Genomic DNA, 16,015 nt, shown 5'->3' on the forward strand with positions numbered 1-16,015 from the left:
GTTCTCCCTGAACTTGAGGCGCTTGCGGTCTTCGGCAAGCTGGCGCGCGAGGAACACGCCGGTATGCGAATGGGCCATCTTGGCAACCTCCTCCGGGGTGCCGGTGGCGATGATCTCGCCGCCACGGTGGCCACCCTCGGGGCCGAGGTCGATGATCCAGTCGGCGGTCTTGATCACGTCGAGATTGTGTTCGATCACCACCACCGTATTGCCCTCGTCGCGCAGCCGGTGCAGCACCGCCAGCAGGTGTTCGATGTCGGCGAAATGCAGGCCGGTGGTCGGCTCGTCGAGGATATACAGGGTGCGCCCGGTGTCGCGCCGCGAGAGTTCCTTGGACAGCTTCACCCGTTGTGCCTCACCGCCCGAGAGCGTGGTCGCCGATTGTCCGAGCTTGATGTAGGACAGGCCGACGTCGATCAGCGTATCCAGCTTGCGGCTGATCGACGGCACGTTGGCGAACAGCTCGGCGGCGTCCTCCACCGTCATCTCCAGCACGTCGCTGATGGTGTGGCCCTTGTAGCGGATGTCCAGCGTCTCGCGGTTGTAGCGCTTGCCCTGGCACACGTCGCAGGGCACGTACACGTCCGGCAGGAAGTGCATCTCGACCTTGATCAGGCCATCGCCCTGGCAGGCTTCGCAGCGTCCGCCGCGCACGTTGAAGCTGAAACGGCCCGGCGCGTAGCCGCGTGCACGCGCTTCAGGCACCTGCGCGAACAGCTCGCGCAGCGGGGTGAACAGGCCGGTATAGGTCGCCGGGTTGCTGCGCGGCGTGCGCCCGATCGGCGACTGGTTGATGTCCACCACCTTGTCGAACAGATCCAGGCCGATGATCTCGCGGTGCGGCGCGGGCGTGTGCGAGGCACCGTTGATCTCGTTGGCGGCCAGCGCGTACAGGGTGTCGTTGACCAGGGTCGACTTGCCCGAGCCGGAGACCCCGGTCACCGCGGTCATCAGCCCGGCGGGGATTTCCAGGTCCACGTCCTTGAGGTTGTTGCCGCTGGCGCCCTTGAGCTTGAGCATCAGCTTGCGGTTGGCACGCTGGCGCTTGGCCGGCACCTCGATGCCCTTGCGCCCGGACAGGTAATCCCCGGTCAGCGAGCGCGGTGCCGCCATCACGTCCTCGACGCTGCCCTGCGCCACCACCTCGCCGCCATGCACGCCGGCACCGGGACCGATGTCGACCACGTGATCGGCGAGGCGGATCGCGTCCTCGTCGTGCTCGACCACGATCACCGTGTTGCCGAGATCGCGCAGCCGGGTCAGGGTGCCGAGCAGGCGCTCGTTGTCGCGCTGGTGCAGGCCGATCGAAGGCTCGTCCAGCACGTACATCACGCCGACCAGTCCCGCGCCGATCTGCGAAGCGAGGCGGATGCGTTGCGCCTCGCCGCCGGACAGCGAATCGGCCTTGCGCTCCAGGGTCAGGTAATCGAGGCCGACATCGACCAGGAAGCCGAGCCGCTCGGCGATCTCCTTGACGATCTTGGCCGCGATCTCGCCGCGCCAGCCGGGCAGGCGCAGCTCGGTGAAGAAGGCCAGCGCCTGGTCGATCGGTTGCTGCGTCAGCTGCCAGATCGGTCGTTCGCCGACGAACACGTTGCGTGCGGCGCGATTCAGGCGCGCGCCGCCGCAGTCGGGGCAGGGGCGTTCGCTGATGTATTTGGCCAGCTCCTCGCGCACCGCACTGGATTCGGTATCGCGGTAGCGCCGCTCCAGGTTCGGCAGGATGCCCTCGAAGCGATGTCGCCGCGTGCTGCGGCTGCCGGCATCGTTGACATAGGTGAAGGCGACCACTTCCTCGCCACTGCCATGCAGTACCGCGTTGCGGATGTATTCGGGCAGCTCGTGCCACGGCGTGTCGACCTTGAAACCGTAATGCTTCGCCAGCGACTGCAGCATCTGGAAGTAATAGGTGTTGCGCCGGTCCCAGCCACGTACCGCGCCGGCCGCCAGCGACAATTCCGGATGCGTCACCACGCGTGCCGGGTCGAAGAATTGCGCAACGCCGAGGCCATCGCAGGTGGGGCAGGCGCCCAGCGGCGCATTGAACGAGAACAGCCGTGGCTCCAGCGCCGGCAATGCGTAGTCGCAGACCGGGCAGGAATACCTGGAGGAGAACAGCAGCGGCGCGGTAGCGTCATCATCCAGTGACTGCACCATCGCCATGCCGTCGCCGAGCTTGAGTGCGGTTTCGAACGATTCGGCCAGGCGCTGGCGAATGTCGTCGCGCACGCGGAAACGGTCGATCACCGCTTCGATGGTGTGCTTCTGGCGCAGTGCCAGCGTCGGCACTTCGTCGATCTCGTGCAGCTCGCCATTGACGCGCACGCGCACATAGCCCTGCGCACGCAGCTGCTCGAACACCTGCGCATGCTCGCCCTTGCGTTCGCGGATCACCGGGGCGAGCAGCATCCAGCGCTGCTCGGCGGTCTGCGGCTTGTCGGCCAGCGCCATCACCTGGTCCACCATCTGGCTGACGGTCTGCGCCTCCAGCGGGAAGTCGTGGTCGGGGCAGCGCGGGATGCCGACCCGTGCGTACAGCAGGCGCAGGTAGTCGTAGACCTCGGTGATGGTGCCGACGGTCGAGCGCGGGTTGTGACTGGTCGATTTCTGTTCGATCGAGATCGCCGGCGACAGGCCCTCGATGTGGTCGACATCGGGCTTTTCCATCACCGAGAGGAACTGCCGCGCATAGGCCGACAGCGACTCGACGTAGCGGCGCTGGCCCTCGGCATAGATGGTGTCGAACGCCAGCGACGACTTGCCCGAGCCGGAGAGGCCGGTGATCACGATCAGCTTGTCGCGCGGCAGGTCGAGGTCGAAGTTCTTGAGGTTGTGCGTCCGTGCACCACGGATGCGGATGGTGTCCAGCGCCACGGGGGATCCTTGGTGGGCGAAAAGGCAATCGCCCAGCCTAAAGCGCCGGGCGCGGGTCCGGCAACCGGCCGGACAGGCGAAAACATGGGGGCGGATCGACGCAAGCCAAGCCGGGAAGCCTTGTCAGTCCACGGAAACGTGGGTCGCGGGGCGCCGGGTTCAGCAACATGACCGGGCCGTCGGAGTGCTCGCGCCGCTGCTGCCCGGTGGCAGTCAGGCAGGCGGATGCACCGGTTCAGGCCGCGTCGTGCAAAACACTGCCCACGGGCGGAAAATCCGCTATAATTCCCGGTTCCGTTCCGCGGCGGCATGCCGTGGGCGGCCAACAACAGCCACGATAACGACAAAGGAAGATGGCAATGTACGCAGTCATGGTCACCGGCGGCAAGCAGTACCGCGTGATGCAGGGCGAAACCCTGCGCGTGGAAAAGCTCAATGCCGAAGCCGGCAGTGAAATCAAGTTCGACGACATCCTGATGCTGGGTGATGGCGATGGCGTGAAGCTGGGTGATGCACTCAAGGGTGCGACGGTGTCGGCCAAGGTGGTCGGCCACGGTCGCGCCGACAAGGTGCGCATCATCAAGTTCCGCCGCCGCAAGCACCACAAGAAGCGCATGGGGCACCGTCAGCACTACACCGAAATCGAGATCACCGGCATCGCCGGTGGCGACAAGCAATAAGGAGAAGCAGTCATGGCACACAAAAAGGGCGTAGGTTCCTCGCGCAACGGCCGCGACTCCAACCCGAAGTACCTGGGCGTCAAGATCTACGGCGGCCAGGCGATCGAGGCCGGCAACATCATCGTGCGCCAGCGCGGCACCCAGTTCCATCCGGGCCCGGGCGTCGGCTGCGGCCGCGATTACACCCTGTATGCGCTGCAGGACGGCACCGTGGAGTTCTCCACGCGTGGTCCGAAGAAGCGCCGCACCGTGAGCGTGGTCGCGGCCGAATAAGGCTGCATCCAGTGCAGGTGCAAAGCCCCGCTTCGGCGGGGCTTTTCATTGCCGGCATCGACTGCCGGCGGCCCCGTTACACTGGACCCGACGCACAGGACCGCCACGCATGAAACTGGTAGACGAAGCAGACATCACCGTGGTCGCCGGCAACGGCGGCAATGGCTGCGTGGGCTTTCGCCGCGAGAAGTTCATCCCCAAGGGCGGTCCCGATGGCGGTGATGGTGGCGATGGCGGCAGCGTATGGCTGGTGGCCGATGAAAACCTCAACACGCTGGTCGACTTCCGCCACCAGAAGCTGTTCCGCGCGCAACGCGGCGAGAACGGCATGGGCCGCCAGCGCTATGGCAAGTCCGGAGACGACCTCGTCATCACCGTTCCGGTCGGCACCGTGGTCAGCAACATCGCCACCGACGAAGTGATCGGCGACCTGACCCGTCATGGCGAGCGCCTGCTGGTGGCGCAGGGCGGCAAGGGTGGCCTCGGCAACATGCATTTCAAAAGCTCGACCAACCGCACGCCGCGGCAGTCGACGCCGGGCACCCCCGGCGAGGAGCGCGAGCTGCGCCTGGAACTGAAGCTGCTGGCCGATGTCGGCCTGCTCGGCTTCCCCAATGCCGGCAAATCCACCCTGATCCGCGCGGTGTCGGCGGCCACGCCGAAGGTGGCCGATTACCCATTCACCACGCTGTATCCGAACCTTGGCGTGGTCAGCGTCGAGCCGCACCGCAGCTTCGTCATCGCCGACATCCCCGGCCTGATCGAGGGCGCGGCCGAGGGTGCCGGCCTGGGTGCCTTGTTCCTGCGCCATGTGCAGCGCAACCGCCTGCTGCTGCACCTGGTGGAAATCGAGCCGCTGGACGGCAGCAGCGCCGCCGAACAGGTGCGCGCCATCGAACGCGAACTGGCCCGCTTCGATCCCGAACTGATGCACAAGCCGCGCTGGCTGCTGTTCAACAAGGCCGACCTCCTGACCCGCGAAGACGCCGAGGCCGCGGCCCGCGCCGCGGTCGCGGAGCTGGGCTGGGATGCACCGTGGTTCGTGGTGTCCGCGCTGGCCCATGACGGCACCCGCGAGGTGATGCTGAAGGTGCAGAGCTTCCTCGACCAGCTCGCGCGCGATGCCGCCTAGGCGGCGCAGGCCGCGACTCGCTGAGCGCATCGCGAGCGCCAGCGGACGGGCGCGCACCGATGCGTGCACACCAATGCGTGCACAATCGGCAGTTTGCATATCGCCGCACACCACCGGAGCCCCGCATGTCGCTGCTTGATGCCGAAACCTGGCTGGACCGGATCCGCCTGATCGGGATACTGACCATCCTCATCGCCATCGCCACCTGGGCGGTGGACTTGGCCGAACTGGTCTACGCCTGCCCGTATTGCCGCACCCAGCGCACCATGATCGGCTTGCTGGGTCTGTTGATGCTGCTGCCGCAGCCGGGCCATTGGCTGTTGCGCTGGATCGGCAGCGTCTTCGCCACGCTTGGCCTGGTGGTCGCGGCGACGCAGAACTTCGGTGGCTGGCGGCGCCTGTTCGCCGGTGAACTGGAGTTCGGCGCGCAGTGGTACATCCACCCGTTCCTGCTCTCGGGCATCGCCATGTTCATCCTGATGGCGCAGATCATGCTGATCCATGGCTCGGCGGGGCGGGCGAGCGTGGCCGGCAAGCGGGCAGTGCGCACCGAACCGTTGGTTGGGCCGCATGGCGCTGCCGTCGACTCCAGCCGCGTCGCGGAAGTGCAGCCGACACCACCGGCCGGAAGTGCCTGAATCATCGCCGTTCGCTTCAGCTTGTTGGGTCGCGCCGCATCGCAAATGCGTATAATTCCCATTTGGAACCCAGCCGGGCCCATGCCCGCGAAGGAACACGCATGCGCAGCTCCCGCCGCCTTCATGTCATTGCCACCGCGCTGCTCGCCCTCGGCCTGCTGTCCGCGTGCAACCCGCAGCCCGGCAACGAGTCGGCCCAAGCCGACGCCAGTGCGGCCGATGGCAATGAAGTCAATCTGTACACCACCCGCGAGCCGGGCCTGATCCAGCCGCTGCTGGATGCCTTCACCGCGCACAGCGGGATCAAGGTCAATACCGTGTACCTCAAGGATGGCCTGCTGGAACGGCTGGCCGCCGAGGGCGCGCGTTCGCAGGCGGACGTGCTGATGACGGTGGATACCGGCAACCTGCTGGATCTGGTCGATGCCGGGCAGACCCGCGCGGTGCAGTCCGAGGTGCTGCAGGCGGCGATCCCCGAACACCTGCGCGGCCCGGAAGGGCAGTGGTTCGCGCTGTCGTTGCGCGACCGGGTGCTGTATGCCGACAAGGATCTGGCGCTGGACAGTTTTGCCTACGAGGATCTGGCCAAACCCGAATGGAAGGGCAAGGTGTGCATCCGTTCCGGCCAGCATCCGTACAACACCAGCCTGATCGCGGCGCTGATCGCGCATGACGGGGTGGAAGCGACCGAAGCCTGGCTGCGCGGGGTCAAGGCCAACCTGGCGCGCAAGCCGGCCGGTGGCGACCGCGACGTGGCCCGCGACATCCTCGCCGGCATCTGCGAGATCGGCATCGCCAACACCTATTACGTCGGCCGCATGAAGAACTCGCCGGAGGGCAGCGAACAGCGCCAGTGGGGCGATGCCATCCGCGTGGTGCGCCCGGTGTTCGCCGGCAGCGGCGGCACCCACGTCAACATCAGCGGCGCCGCCATCGCCGCGCATGCGCCGCACCCGGACAACGCGTTGAAGCTGATGGAATACCTGGTGTCCGACGAGGCCCAGGCGATGTATGCCAAGGCCAATTACGAATACCCGGTGAAGGCCGGGGTCGAACTGGATCCGGTGATCGAGGCGCTCGGCCCGATGCAGGTCGATACGCTGCAGCTGGCCGAGATCCATCGCCACCGCCGCGCCGCCAGCGAGTTGGTGGACCGGGTTGGTTTCGATCAGTAGTCCACCCCTGCCGCGCCAGCGCCTGCACTGGCGCTGGCCTCGGCCGCAGGCCTGGACGCTGGCGTCGATGCTGCTGGCGCTGCTGGTGTTGCTGCCGCTGCTGGCGCTTGCGCTGACCGCGGCGCAGGGCAGTGACGGGCTGTGGTCGCATCTGGCCAGCCACGTGCTGCCGCGGGCCACGCTCAACACGCTGGTGTTGCTGGTCGGCGTCGGCGTGGTCGCCTGCGCGCTCGGCGTCGGCAGTGCGTGGCTGGTATCGGCTTACGACTTCCCGGGCCGGCAAACGGTCGGCTGGATGCTGCTGCTGCCGCTGGCGGTGCCGACCTACATCGTCGCCTTCGCCTATCTGGATCTGCTGCATCCTCTGGGCCCGGTGCAGGGCGGGCTGCGCGCGCTGCTCGGCATCGACAGCCCGCGTGATTTCCGCCTGCCGGACATCCGCTCGCTGCCGGGCGCCATCGGCCTGCTCGGACTGGTGCTGTATCCGTATGTGTACCTGACCACGCGTGCGCTGTTCATGACCCAGGCGGTGGCGCTGATGGAAGCGGCACGCACGCTGGGCGCCGGACGCGCGGCGCTGTTCTGGCGCGTGGTGCTGCCGCTGGCGCGGCCGGCGATCGCGATTGGCCTGGCACTGGCGTTGCTGGAAACGCTGAACGATATCGGCGCCTCGGAGTTTCTCGGCGTGCAGACGCTGACCGTGGCGATCCACGTCACCTGGGTCACCCGCGGTGATCTGGCCGGCGCCGCGCAGATCGCGCTGGCGATGCTGGCGGTGGTGCTGGTGCTGATCCTGCTGGAGCGCTTCGGCCGCCGTCGCCAGCGCTATGCCGCGACGCAACGACCGAGGCCGATGCAGCCGCAGCGCCTGCATGGCGCGGCGGCGTGGTTCGCCTTGACGCTGGGCCTGATTCCGGTGCTGCTCGGCTTTGCTGCACCGGCGGCGTTCCTGGCATGGAAAACCATCCAACGCTTGCAATCCGGCGCCGGCATCAGCGCGCAACTGTGGTCGGCGGCCGGCAATACCCTGCTGGTTGCCGCGCTGGCGACCGCCGCCACCGTGCTCGCCGGGCTGGTGCTGGCTTGGGCGTTGCGTCTGGCCCAGCAACGCCGGCGTCCGCGTCTGGCGCAGGCCAGCCTGCGCGCAGCCAGCCTCGGCTACGCCTTGCCGGGCACGGTGCTGGCACTGGGCCTGTTGGCCGCGGCCGGCGTGTTCGATGGCTGGCTGGATGCGGCCAGCGGCGGCAGCGCCCGCGGCTGGCTGATGGGCTCGCTGGCGCTGCTGGTGCTGGCCTGCACGCTGCGCTTTCTGGCGATTTCCGCCGGCACTCTGGAAGCCGGCTTCCAGCGCATCGGCAGCTCGCTGGATTCGGCCGCCGCCAGCCTCGGCCACGGCCCCGGCGCGCGCCTGTGGCATGTGCACCTGCCGCTGCTGCGTCCGGCACTGGCGGCGGCGGCGCTCTTGGTATTCGTCGACAGCATGAAGGAACTGCCGGCGACGCTGATGCTGCGCCCGCTCAATTTCGAAACCCTTGCCACCTGGCTGTATGCCGAAGCCGCGCGCGGCACCTATGAAGAAGGTGCCGTGGCCGGGCTGCTGATCGTGCTGGCCGGCCTGCTGCCGGTGATCCTGCTCGCTCGCACCGGCCTGCGCGATGCGCATCCACCCGTGGCCGCACCACAACCGGATACCCCGACACCATGAGCCCCGCATCCACCACTTCCATCGGCAATTTCCCGCTGGCGCCGAACGTGCAGCCGGTACCGGAAGCAGCCACGCCGAGCCTGGCGGTGCACGATGTGCATGTCGATTACCGCACCCCGAGCGGCGAGTTCCGCGCGGTCGATGGCGTGTCCCTGCACCTGCAGCGCGGCCAGATCGGCTGCCTGCTGGGTGTGTCCGGCTGCGGCAAGACCACGGTGCTGCGTGCGGTGGCCGGCTTCGAGCCGCTGCGCGCCGGGCGCATCCTGATCGAAGGCGAAGAAGTCGCCAGCGCCGGCAAAGGCGTGGCCCCGGAGAAGCGTCGGGTCGGCATGATGTTCCAGGACTACGCGCTGTTCCCGCATCTGGATGTCGCCGCCAATGTCGCCTTCGGTCTGCGCAAGGCCAATGCCGCGCAGCGCCGTGCCAAGGTCGCCGACATGCTCGCGCTGGTCGGCTTGGAGCACGCCGCCGGCAAGTATCCGCATGAGCTGTCCGGCGGCCAGCAGCAGCGCGTCGCGCTGGCACGCGCACTGGCGCCGGACCCGGCGGTGCTGCTGCTGGACGAGCCGTTTTCCAACCTCGACGTCGATACCCGCCAGCAACTGGCGGTGGAACTTCGCGGCCTGCTCAAGCGCACCGGCACCACCGTGCTGATGGTGACCCATGATCAGGGCGAGGCGTTCGCGCTGGGCGACGTGATCGGCGTGATGGCGCGTGGCCGCATCCTGCAATGGGGCGATGCGCCGAGCCTGTACGCGCGCCCGGCCAGTGTCGAGGTCGCCGGTTTCATCGGCCGCGGCAGCATCGTCCGCGCCCGCGCGCTGGGTCTGGACGAAGACAATCTGGTGCTGCTGCGCCCGGAGCAACTGCGGCTGGCCGAAGACGGCCCGGTGTGTGCGGAACTGGTCGATGTCGGCTTCCGCGGCCCGGGTCTGGTCGGCAGCCTCAGCCTTGCCGAAGGCGGCCTGCTGGAAGTGGACCTGCCCGAGGGCGAGTGGCAGGCCGGCCAGTGCGTGCACCTGTGCCTGCGCGCACCCGAGGAGCTGGCGCGCTTTCCGTTGTGAGCGTCGGCGGCCGGCAAGCGGACATGCCGCCAGCCGGAACCTGCCGCGTGAATGCCGGCTTGCAATGCGTGTGTCCGGGCCCGGCTGCCCGGCCGGGCCCGGCATTGATGATCAGCGACGGCGGCAACTGCCGCTCATCGCGGAGCGGTAACCCAGTTTGTTCGACAACGCGGTGTCCATGCTTTCCGGTGCCGGCAGTTCGGCGCCTTTCCGCCATTCGCGCTGGATCTCGCCCGAGTAGATCGGCTTCTTCTGCTCCCAGCACCAGTCGATCAGGCGATTGCTGCTGGGCAGGGACAGGTAGGTGCCCTTGGAGCCGATCAGGAAATCCACCTCGCGCTCGCGAGGCTGGGTACAGCTCATCGCGCAGCCGCTGATGTCGCTGACCGGGATGCGCAACGGCTGGTGGCGCGGGATCGCCAGGTTGATCGAGATCGAATCCTCGCCCAGATACACATTGGCGGCATCCGCATAGCCGGTTTCCGCCTTGTGCGCCGGGCCACCGATCTTGATCGAGAGATCGTGAAGACTCGGGCTGCCGGCGATGTCCGCCACCGCGTAGGACTCCTCCAGATGGGCGTAGTTTTCGCCGCAGCCGGCAAGCATCGTGCTGCAAAGCAGGGCGGCGGCAAGCCCCCCGATCCGTGGAACGTTCATGATCACCTCCCTCCCCAGTATGGCGCTTGGTCAAGCGCGCTTGGCGCGACATTAGCACGCGCACGGGCGTGTTCGGCCGGCCTTGCGACTCGTCGCCGGGGCGATCGCGTGTCAGCCGACGCATCCTGTCCGGTATTTTCCGCGTGCTGCGCATCGGCCGCCGGATCAACTTTTCCGCGGGCTGTCGGTTTTCGCCACGCGATCTCGTATATGGGGAAAGGGCCGGGTTTTCCCGGCATGTGCCGGCGCCCATGCGGCGCGAACCTCACCGGACATACCCGCATGAAAAACCTGCTCTCCATGGCTGCGCTGGTGTGCCTGCTGGCGCTGATGCTGGCGGGTTGCCGCGATGACGAAGCCACTGCGGACTTCACCCCGTTGCCGCGCGGCCAGGCTTCGACCCTCAGCCACACACTGGTGGATGGCGGGGTCAAGCAGGCCATCGAGGCCACCCAAAACGTGGTGGAACGTGGCGGCATTCCCTCGGCGACTCGCAGTGAAGTGCTGGGCTATGCCTTGGACGCGCGACGCAAATCCAGCCAGATGCGACTGGATTCCAACCAGTTCGCGCAGATGCTGCTGTCATTCGGATTCCCGTTCGAGGGTGTGAGTGCCACGTACGGAGGCTACGATTATTCGGATGTATTGAAGACGATTGACCCAGAGGAGCGGCAGGACGCAAGCGATGAAGTCAGCCGGCAGCGGCGGGCTGCCTACGAGGCCGCCAAGGCGAAAAAGAAGGCCGAAGAAGACGCCGCCAAGGCCCGGCACCGCGCCCGCATCAAGGCGATCACTGATCCCGCCTTGAAGCGGCAGACCGCGGCGCATGAAGCGATACGGGCATTGTCGAGCGCGTCGCGTGAAGAATACGGCGCCCGGATCGGGGCGTTGCGACGGGAGTACGTCGAGGCGGAAAAAGCGGTGCGTGAGGTGCGCGCCCGTGCCCGCGAACTGGATGAGGCCTTCTCTCGGGAGCAGCACGCCCGCTGGCGCTTGCAGAAAATTGAACAAAATGCAGCCGCCGGCTTCGGCGCCAACGACAAGGCCGGCCGCCAGCTGATGGAACTGCTGGCGGCCTGGGTACGCGCGGCGGCGGCCGAGCCGGACCATCCGGACAGCTTCGTGCCCCTGTACCTGGCGGAGATGGCGCGTCTGCAAGCCGATCCGATCGACCTTGCCGAGGCGCCGTCCGCCGCGCGGCATCGCTGGAGCCTGCTGGAAATGGCCCTGTTCGCCTCCGCCTTCCAACCCAGACCCGATAGTGTCGCCCATCGAGCCGCCATGCCCACGCTGCTGGATGTGCTGGTGCCGACGGCACATGCATCCACGCCCTGCGAAGTGGCCAAGGAGGCCTGGGACAGCTGGAAGGACGTCGCCAATACCGCGAATGGCGTGGTCACCAATGAGCTTCTGGGGCGTGAGCTCAAGCGCCTCTGGGGCGAGAATGCCGGCAAGCAGATCAGCCAGGCCATCTCGTCGCTGGTCATCGTCGGCAAGGTGATTTCGCTGGCGTCCTTTTATGCGCACACGCAGGTGACGGTGGAGAGCAACGTCACGCAGATGCACAAGCCGTTGGGGAATCCGGAGAGGGTGAAGTTCACCGCGCGGGTGGGCGTATCCGAGGAGGAGCTCAAGGCCTACGAACAGGCGGTGAAAGAGGGCGGGCTGCCTGAGCAGGCGATACGTGACTGCCTCGGCTGGACCAGTCTTCCAGCCGCGGATTCGATCAAGGACGTGGCCAAAAATGCGGAAAACTGGATTCTGGATTGGCGGCTGTTCAGTGATCCGCTGCACGCCAACTGGTCGCGCCGCGACAATCCCGATGCCAGGTTCTTCGGTGCCGGTCGCATCGGCAAGCGGATGAAGCGTGTTTCGGGGTCGAGCACCGAAAGCGAATTCATGATCCGCATACTCCCCGAGCGGAGCCATGTTGGTCCAGTGGGTAATGCGAAAGTCGAAGTGCGCGCGGAAGTGGACTCGGCTGGCCTGCCGTCACTGGAGACGCTGGTCAATGCCGGCAAGGGCGTGCTTGGTCTGACCGAGTCGTTCGTCGATATCGCGTCGGGCTGGGCGCGTGAGGTGTTCAAGCCCAAGGCGTATGCGGTGCTGGATCTGGAACTTCACTGCCCTTACTACAGCTACGAACTGACATACCGTCCATGCACGGATATCAACTACTGTGCGGATGGCCGAGAGGGTCCCGAAGGGTGCAGCTTCGTTTTCCATAGCGCACAGGAGTACGAAGCCTGGCGCAATGGCTGGGATGAGAATGACAAGCCAACTGAGCGCGGTGGTCGCAAGTGATGGCCGGATCCCCGCTCGTGCACAGGTGCTTGCAGGTCAACTCCGGGTTCACCGGCGTGATGCGGCGACGCTTGGCAAGACCTTTGATTCAAGCAACCGACAGCCAATGGAAGCTGCACGGGCGATTGGTCGTGATATGCCGATCCCCGCTCGGAAGTGCCGATCACCTGCCAGACCGGATGCGAACATTCGGCAGCCTGCGCACCACAAGCAACAGCTTGTGTCGTGCCATCACTTCCGACGCCGGGTGACAGGCTGTGCAGCACCCGGCCAGACCAACCTGGCCAGACCGAGGTGACTTCAACCGGCCCAGCCGTGACGGCGGGCATGCCATGGCGGCCGACTCCGGGCACCGGCAAGTCCGCGCGCGTCAGCGGCAGGCGACAGGCATCAGTACGTGCTGCAGGGACGTGCCAGATGGTCATCGCCGGCTGGCGAGCCCCACTGCATGCCTGATTCGGCGCAATCCCGTCGGGTTCCGGAACGGGCGCTGACTTCGTGTCACTCGTGCCTTCGCGTGTGTGCGCTGGAGCGCCTGCTTTGACAGCCTGACGGGCGTGTGCTAACACGGATGTCGCTTGCCTAGGCCATTCGGCGCGCGACCGGCAGCCATCGACATCAACAGTCCGGTCAGGAACAGTGCGATGAAGACGATCGACGCACCCCGGCCATATGGTAGCGGGAATGGCGCCACGGGTTTCAGCGTGGCGCGTCGGCACAGCAGCAGACCGAGCAGGCCACCGGCGACGATCACCAGCAGTTGCGGCCACGCACCGGGAACCCGCAACAAGACCGCGACGGCACCAAGGGCGATCAATGCGCGCGGCAGATCCGGCACCAGTGCGCGGATCATGCCCAGCAGCCCGTGCGCGACCACGACCACCGCAACCAGCTTCAGCCCATGCACCAGTGCCTGGCCGTATGCGCCCTCCAGTGCGGTGCCAGCAAAAGCGAAGGCCAGCATGAGCACGGCGGAGGGCAGGGTGAACGCAACGAAGGCCGCCAGCGCGCCCGCCCAGCCCGCGCGCAGCAGCCCGATCGCGAAGCCCAACTGGCTGCTGGCGGGTCCGGGCAGGAACTGGCAGATCGCCAGCAGGTGGCCATGGCTTTCTTCGTCCAGCCACTGCCTGCGCCGCACGAACTCCTCATGCATGTACGCCAGATGCGCGATCGGGCCGCCAAACGAAGTCAGCCCGAGGCGCAGGAAGGCAGCGAAGACCTCAGGTACGCTGCCTGTTTTTTTCGCGCCCACGGTGGTGGCATCCCTGTCTGTCACGATGTTCTCGCGTGCATGACAGTCCATGCCGCGCTGGCTGTCGGCGAAGCGGTTTGCATGAGCGACCGCGGGCGTCGTCGCGGGCAGAGCGTGACCCTCTGGCGGACGACCGCGTCCATTACCCCGCTGTCCTCATCGCCTTCGGGTGGCCCCTTCGCATCGTCCGCACGGCCTCGTGCTTGATTTCGAAGGTCACCCGACAACCGGACCGTAGCCGCGCTATCTGCTTCACCATCCACACTCGATCGAACGTCTGCCGGGCATCGTAATACGATCACGTGGCGGCCTCGCCCCACGGGTCCGCGCGAGATGCTTCGCTGGATCCTCAGCCGTGATCGCAGATCATGGCAGCGGATGGATGCGTCGCTGGGGCCACGCAGCCCCAGGCGCATCCAGCGAACGCCCGTTGCGTGAGCGACGGGCCGGGAATCCGACGGGCGCACAAGAAAAAAGCCGATGCGGTCAGCATCGGCTTTCAAAAGTGGCGCGCCCGGAAGGATTCGAACCTCCGACCCCCAAGTTCGTAGCCTGGTGCTCTATCCAGCTGAGCTACGGGCGCGCGGGAGAAGCGGAATTATGGCGATGTCGGTCGTTGGCGTCAACCTCTGCAATTGTGTGGCGCAGGCTGGGATGGGCGCGCCGTCGAGTTGTGGGGGGGCTTGGGAGCTGCTGGCGCTCAGCCGATGATCGGTACGGCATGGGCCTCGTGGGTGCCCTTGGCGGCGATGCGGTCGAGGGTGGCCTTCAGCGCCACGGTGTCGGTGTAGATGCGCACCGAGACCACCTTGCCCCAGCGCAGGCGAATCAGGTTGACGCCTTCGGTGGTGGTCGCCACGCCATCGGTACCGTGGTTGGTTTCTTCCCACAACACTGCGGCCAGGGTGTCCCAGGGCGGACCCTTGGCGACGATCTCGTCCAGCCGGAAGCGGATACCCGGCATCAGGCGCAGCAGGCGTTCGTACCAGGCGCGGATCAGCTCGGGGCGGCGGCGGGTGCCGGACAGGGCATGCTGGCCGATGAAGTAATGCTCGGCGTCTGGAGAGAGTTCGTCGGTGATCGCTTCGATGCGGCCTTCGCCCAATCCGGCGAAGGCATTGGCAAGGCGCTTGCGGACGATGGCGTGGTACATGGTGCGTGCTGTTGGATTCAAGGGGTGGGGGGAGCGGGTTTGGCTTCGGCCTCGGTCGTGGCCGGCTCTGCCCTGGTGCCAGTGATGGTTCAGTAGGCCGATTGCAGGCCGTCCTCGCGGAAGTCGATGCGCACGGGGAAGCTGCCGTTGGCGCATTGCATCACCCAGACTTCCTGCCAGCTGCGCTCTCCGGGCGTGCCTTCGGGCAGGCGGGTGACCCAGACGGCGAAGTTGCTGGCGTCTCGGCAGCCGCGCGCGTTGGCTGTGGAGAGTGCACCGACCAGGGCGTCCTGGCGCAACTTCTCGTTGGTCATGCTGCCGGGGCTGATGGCATCGGGGACCGGCGCCGGTGGTGTCGATTGAGCATGGGCGATGGGCGCAAGGCATGCCAGCGCGATGACGGGTGCAAGACGCATGGAAGGCTCCAGTGACAGGCTCGGCTGCGGCCAGCATACGCCGAACGCCGTCCGGGATCCGTTCGACAAGGCAGGCGGGCGATGTCCGGCTTGTGGGTGTGATGGTCGCGGCCGGTCGGTTCGCCATGCACTCCATTGTCATCGCTGCCGAGGTTGAACGCGTCGGCGCGTGCGCGGGCGGTTCGACGTGATCGTGCGTGGGGATGGGACAAGGGATGGGATGAAAGCCCTGCGCCAACAAAAAAGCCCCTGCAATCAGGGGCTTTGATGCGAATCTGGCGGAGACTGAGGGATTCGAACCCTCGATGGAGTGTTTAGCCCCATACTCCCTTAGCAGGGGAGCCCCTTCGGCCTCTCGGGCAAGTCTCCGGGGTCTGCCGCGGGCGGGCAGACGGCAAAGAATACCGGCTCAGGCGTTGCCGGGCAAATTTTCCGGGCCGGATTCGGCACTGCCCGGGGCATCCGCTTCGCTGCCCGCATCCTGGATGCGCTTGTAGATCTCTTCGCGATGCACGGCAACGTTCTTCGGTGCCGTGATCCCGATGCGCACCTGGTTGCCCTTCACGCCAAGCACGGTGACCGTGACCGAATCTCCGATCATCAGGGTTTCACCGACTCGACGGGTCAAAATCAACATGGAATACCGCTCCTGAATTGCTGCCGGCACAGGCTGCGCCGGCACTCACTGCATC

13 protein-coding genes, 2 tRNA genes and 1 pseudogene are annotated in these 16,015 nt (G+C 66.6%); 8 read left to right on the forward strand and 8 right to left on the reverse strand.

Annotated features, from left to right (window positions below; all coding sequences use genetic code 11):
• Window positions 1-18: 18 nt before the first annotated feature.
• Window positions 19-2,874 (reverse strand): annotated as a pseudogene (gene uvrA, locus ACW11F_RS01035) (excinuclease ABC subunit UvrA); the annotation flags it as partial.
• Window positions 2,875-3,233: 359 nt separating this feature from the next.
• On the opposite strand from uvrA, the gene rplU reads away from it, so the two are divergent.
• The 7 genes from rplU (at window position 3,234) to ACW11F_RS01070 (ending at window position 9,541) form a co-directional block, all read left to right on the forward strand.
• Complete coding sequence (gene rplU / locus ACW11F_RS01040; RefSeq protein WP_456995854.1) at window positions 3,234-3,554, forward strand: 50S ribosomal protein L21; 321 nt, start codon at window positions 3,234-3,236, stop codon at window positions 3,552-3,554.
• A gap of 12 nt (window positions 3,555-3,566) precedes the next feature.
• Window positions 3,567-3,827: a 50S ribosomal protein L27 gene (gene rpmA, locus ACW11F_RS01045; protein ID WP_456995014.1), complete on the forward strand. Its 261-nt coding sequence runs from the start codon at window positions 3,567-3,569 to the stop codon at window positions 3,825-3,827.
• A gap of 109 nt (window positions 3,828-3,936) precedes the next feature.
• Window positions 3,937-4,959, forward strand: coding sequence for an Obg family GTPase CgtA (gene cgtA / locus ACW11F_RS01050; RefSeq protein WP_456995016.1), 1,023 nt, complete (start codon window positions 3,937-3,939; stop codon window positions 4,957-4,959).
• Window positions 4,960-5,084: 125 nt separating this feature from the next.
• A complete protein-coding gene (locus ACW11F_RS01055; protein ID WP_456995018.1) occupies window positions 5,085-5,597 on the forward strand; it encodes a hypothetical protein in 513 nt (170 codons plus the stop codon).
• A 101-nt stretch (window positions 5,598-5,698) separates the two neighbouring features.
• Window positions 5,699-6,772 (forward strand): extracellular solute-binding protein, encoded by a 1,074-nt coding sequence (locus tag ACW11F_RS01060; protein ID WP_456995020.1) that lies wholly within the window; start codon window positions 5,699-5,701, stop codon window positions 6,770-6,772.
• On the forward strand, window positions 6,756-8,477 hold the full coding sequence (locus ACW11F_RS01065) for an ABC transporter permease (RefSeq protein WP_456995022.1): 1,722 nt from the start codon (window positions 6,756-6,758) through the stop codon (window positions 8,475-8,477). The genes ACW11F_RS01060 and ACW11F_RS01065 overlap by 17 nt, the downstream gene beginning before the upstream one ends.
• Complete coding sequence (locus ACW11F_RS01070) at window positions 8,474-9,541, forward strand: ABC transporter ATP-binding protein (RefSeq protein WP_456995024.1); 1,068 nt, start codon at window positions 8,474-8,476, stop codon at window positions 9,539-9,541. Before ACW11F_RS01065 ends, ACW11F_RS01070 begins: the two co-directional genes overlap by 4 nt.
• Before the next feature lie 111 nt (window positions 9,542-9,652).
• On the opposite strand, the gene ACW11F_RS01075 is transcribed toward ACW11F_RS01070, so the two are convergent.
• Window positions 9,653-10,198, reverse strand: coding sequence for a hypothetical protein (locus tag ACW11F_RS01075; RefSeq protein ID WP_456995026.1), 546 nt, complete (start codon window positions 10,196-10,198; stop codon window positions 9,653-9,655).
• 282 nt (window positions 10,199-10,480) lie between these two features.
• Here ACW11F_RS01075 and ACW11F_RS01080 point away from each other — a divergent pair, with 282 nt between their 5' ends.
• On the forward strand, window positions 10,481-12,502 hold the full coding sequence (locus ACW11F_RS01080) for a hypothetical protein (RefSeq protein ID WP_456995028.1): 2,022 nt from the start codon (window positions 10,481-10,483) through the stop codon (window positions 12,500-12,502).
• 562 nt (window positions 12,503-13,064) lie between these two features.
• Here ACW11F_RS01080 and ACW11F_RS01085 read toward each other — a convergent pair.
• The 6 genes from ACW11F_RS01085 to csrA all read right to left on the reverse strand — a co-directional run bounded on the left by ACW11F_RS01085 (window position 13,065) and on the right by csrA (window position 15,960).
• Window positions 13,065-13,778, reverse strand: a complete 714-nt coding sequence (locus tag ACW11F_RS01085) for a chromate transporter (RefSeq protein ID WP_456995030.1) — start codon at window positions 13,776-13,778, stop codon at window positions 13,065-13,067.
• Window positions 13,779-14,260: 482 nt separating this feature from the next.
• Window positions 14,261-14,337, reverse strand: a tRNA-Arg gene (locus ACW11F_RS01090).
• A gap of 117 nt (window positions 14,338-14,454) precedes the next feature.
• A complete protein-coding gene (locus ACW11F_RS01095) occupies window positions 14,455-14,907 on the reverse strand; it encodes a nuclear transport factor 2 family protein (protein ID WP_456995032.1) in 453 nt (150 codons plus the stop codon).
• 89 nt (window positions 14,908-14,996) lie between these two features.
• Window positions 14,997-15,323, reverse strand: a complete 327-nt coding sequence (locus ACW11F_RS01100; protein ID WP_456995034.1) for a hypothetical protein — start codon at window positions 15,321-15,323, stop codon at window positions 14,997-14,999.
• 276 nt (window positions 15,324-15,599) lie between these two features.
• Window positions 15,600-15,692 (reverse strand) — tRNA-Ser (locus ACW11F_RS01105).
• A gap of 40 nt (window positions 15,693-15,732) precedes the next feature.
• Complete coding sequence (csrA, locus tag ACW11F_RS01110; RefSeq protein WP_456995855.1) at window positions 15,733-15,960, reverse strand: carbon storage regulator CsrA; 228 nt, start codon at window positions 15,958-15,960, stop codon at window positions 15,733-15,735.
• Window positions 15,961-16,015 lie beyond the last annotated feature (55 nt).

The organism is Luteimonas sp. e5 (genome assembly GCF_054031035.1).

What these genes read in the sequence shown, in the direction of transcription:
- ACW11F_RS01080 (WP_456995028.1), top strand. Translation starts at nt 10,481, where the DNA reads ATGAAAAACCTGCTCTCCATGGCTGCGCTGGTGTGCCTGCTGGCGCTG.
- ACW11F_RS01060 (WP_456995020.1), top strand. Translation starts at nt 5,699, where the DNA reads ATGCGCAGCTCCCGCCGCCTTCATGTCATTGCCACCGCGCTGCTCGCC.
- cgtA (WP_456995016.1), top strand. Translation starts at nt 3,937, where the DNA reads ATGAAACTGGTAGACGAAGCAGACATCACCGTGGTCGCCGGCAACGGC.
- ACW11F_RS01075 (WP_456995026.1), bottom strand. Translation starts at nt 10,198, where the DNA reads ATGAACGTTCCACGGATCGGGGGGCTTGCCGCCGCCCTGCTTTGCAGC.
- ACW11F_RS01100 (WP_456995034.1), bottom strand. Translation starts at nt 15,323, where the DNA reads ATGCGTCTTGCACCCGTCATCGCGCTGGCATGCCTTGCGCCCATCGCC.
- csrA (WP_456995855.1), bottom strand. Translation starts at nt 15,960, where the DNA reads ATGTTGATTTTGACCCGTCGAGTCGGTGAAACCCTGATGATCGGAGAT.
- rplU (WP_456995854.1), top strand. Translation starts at nt 3,234, where the DNA reads ATGTACGCAGTCATGGTCACCGGCGGCAAGCAGTACCGCGTGATGCAG.
- ACW11F_RS01070 (WP_456995024.1), top strand. Translation starts at nt 8,474, where the DNA reads ATGAGCCCCGCATCCACCACTTCCATCGGCAATTTCCCGCTGGCGCCG.
- ACW11F_RS01055 (WP_456995018.1), top strand. Translation starts at nt 5,085, where the DNA reads ATGTCGCTGCTTGATGCCGAAACCTGGCTGGACCGGATCCGCCTGATC.
- rpmA (WP_456995014.1), top strand. Translation starts at nt 3,567, where the DNA reads ATGGCACACAAAAAGGGCGTAGGTTCCTCGCGCAACGGCCGCGACTCC.
- ACW11F_RS01095 (WP_456995032.1), bottom strand. Translation starts at nt 14,907, where the DNA reads ATGTACCACGCCATCGTCCGCAAGCGCCTTGCCAATGCCTTCGCCGGA.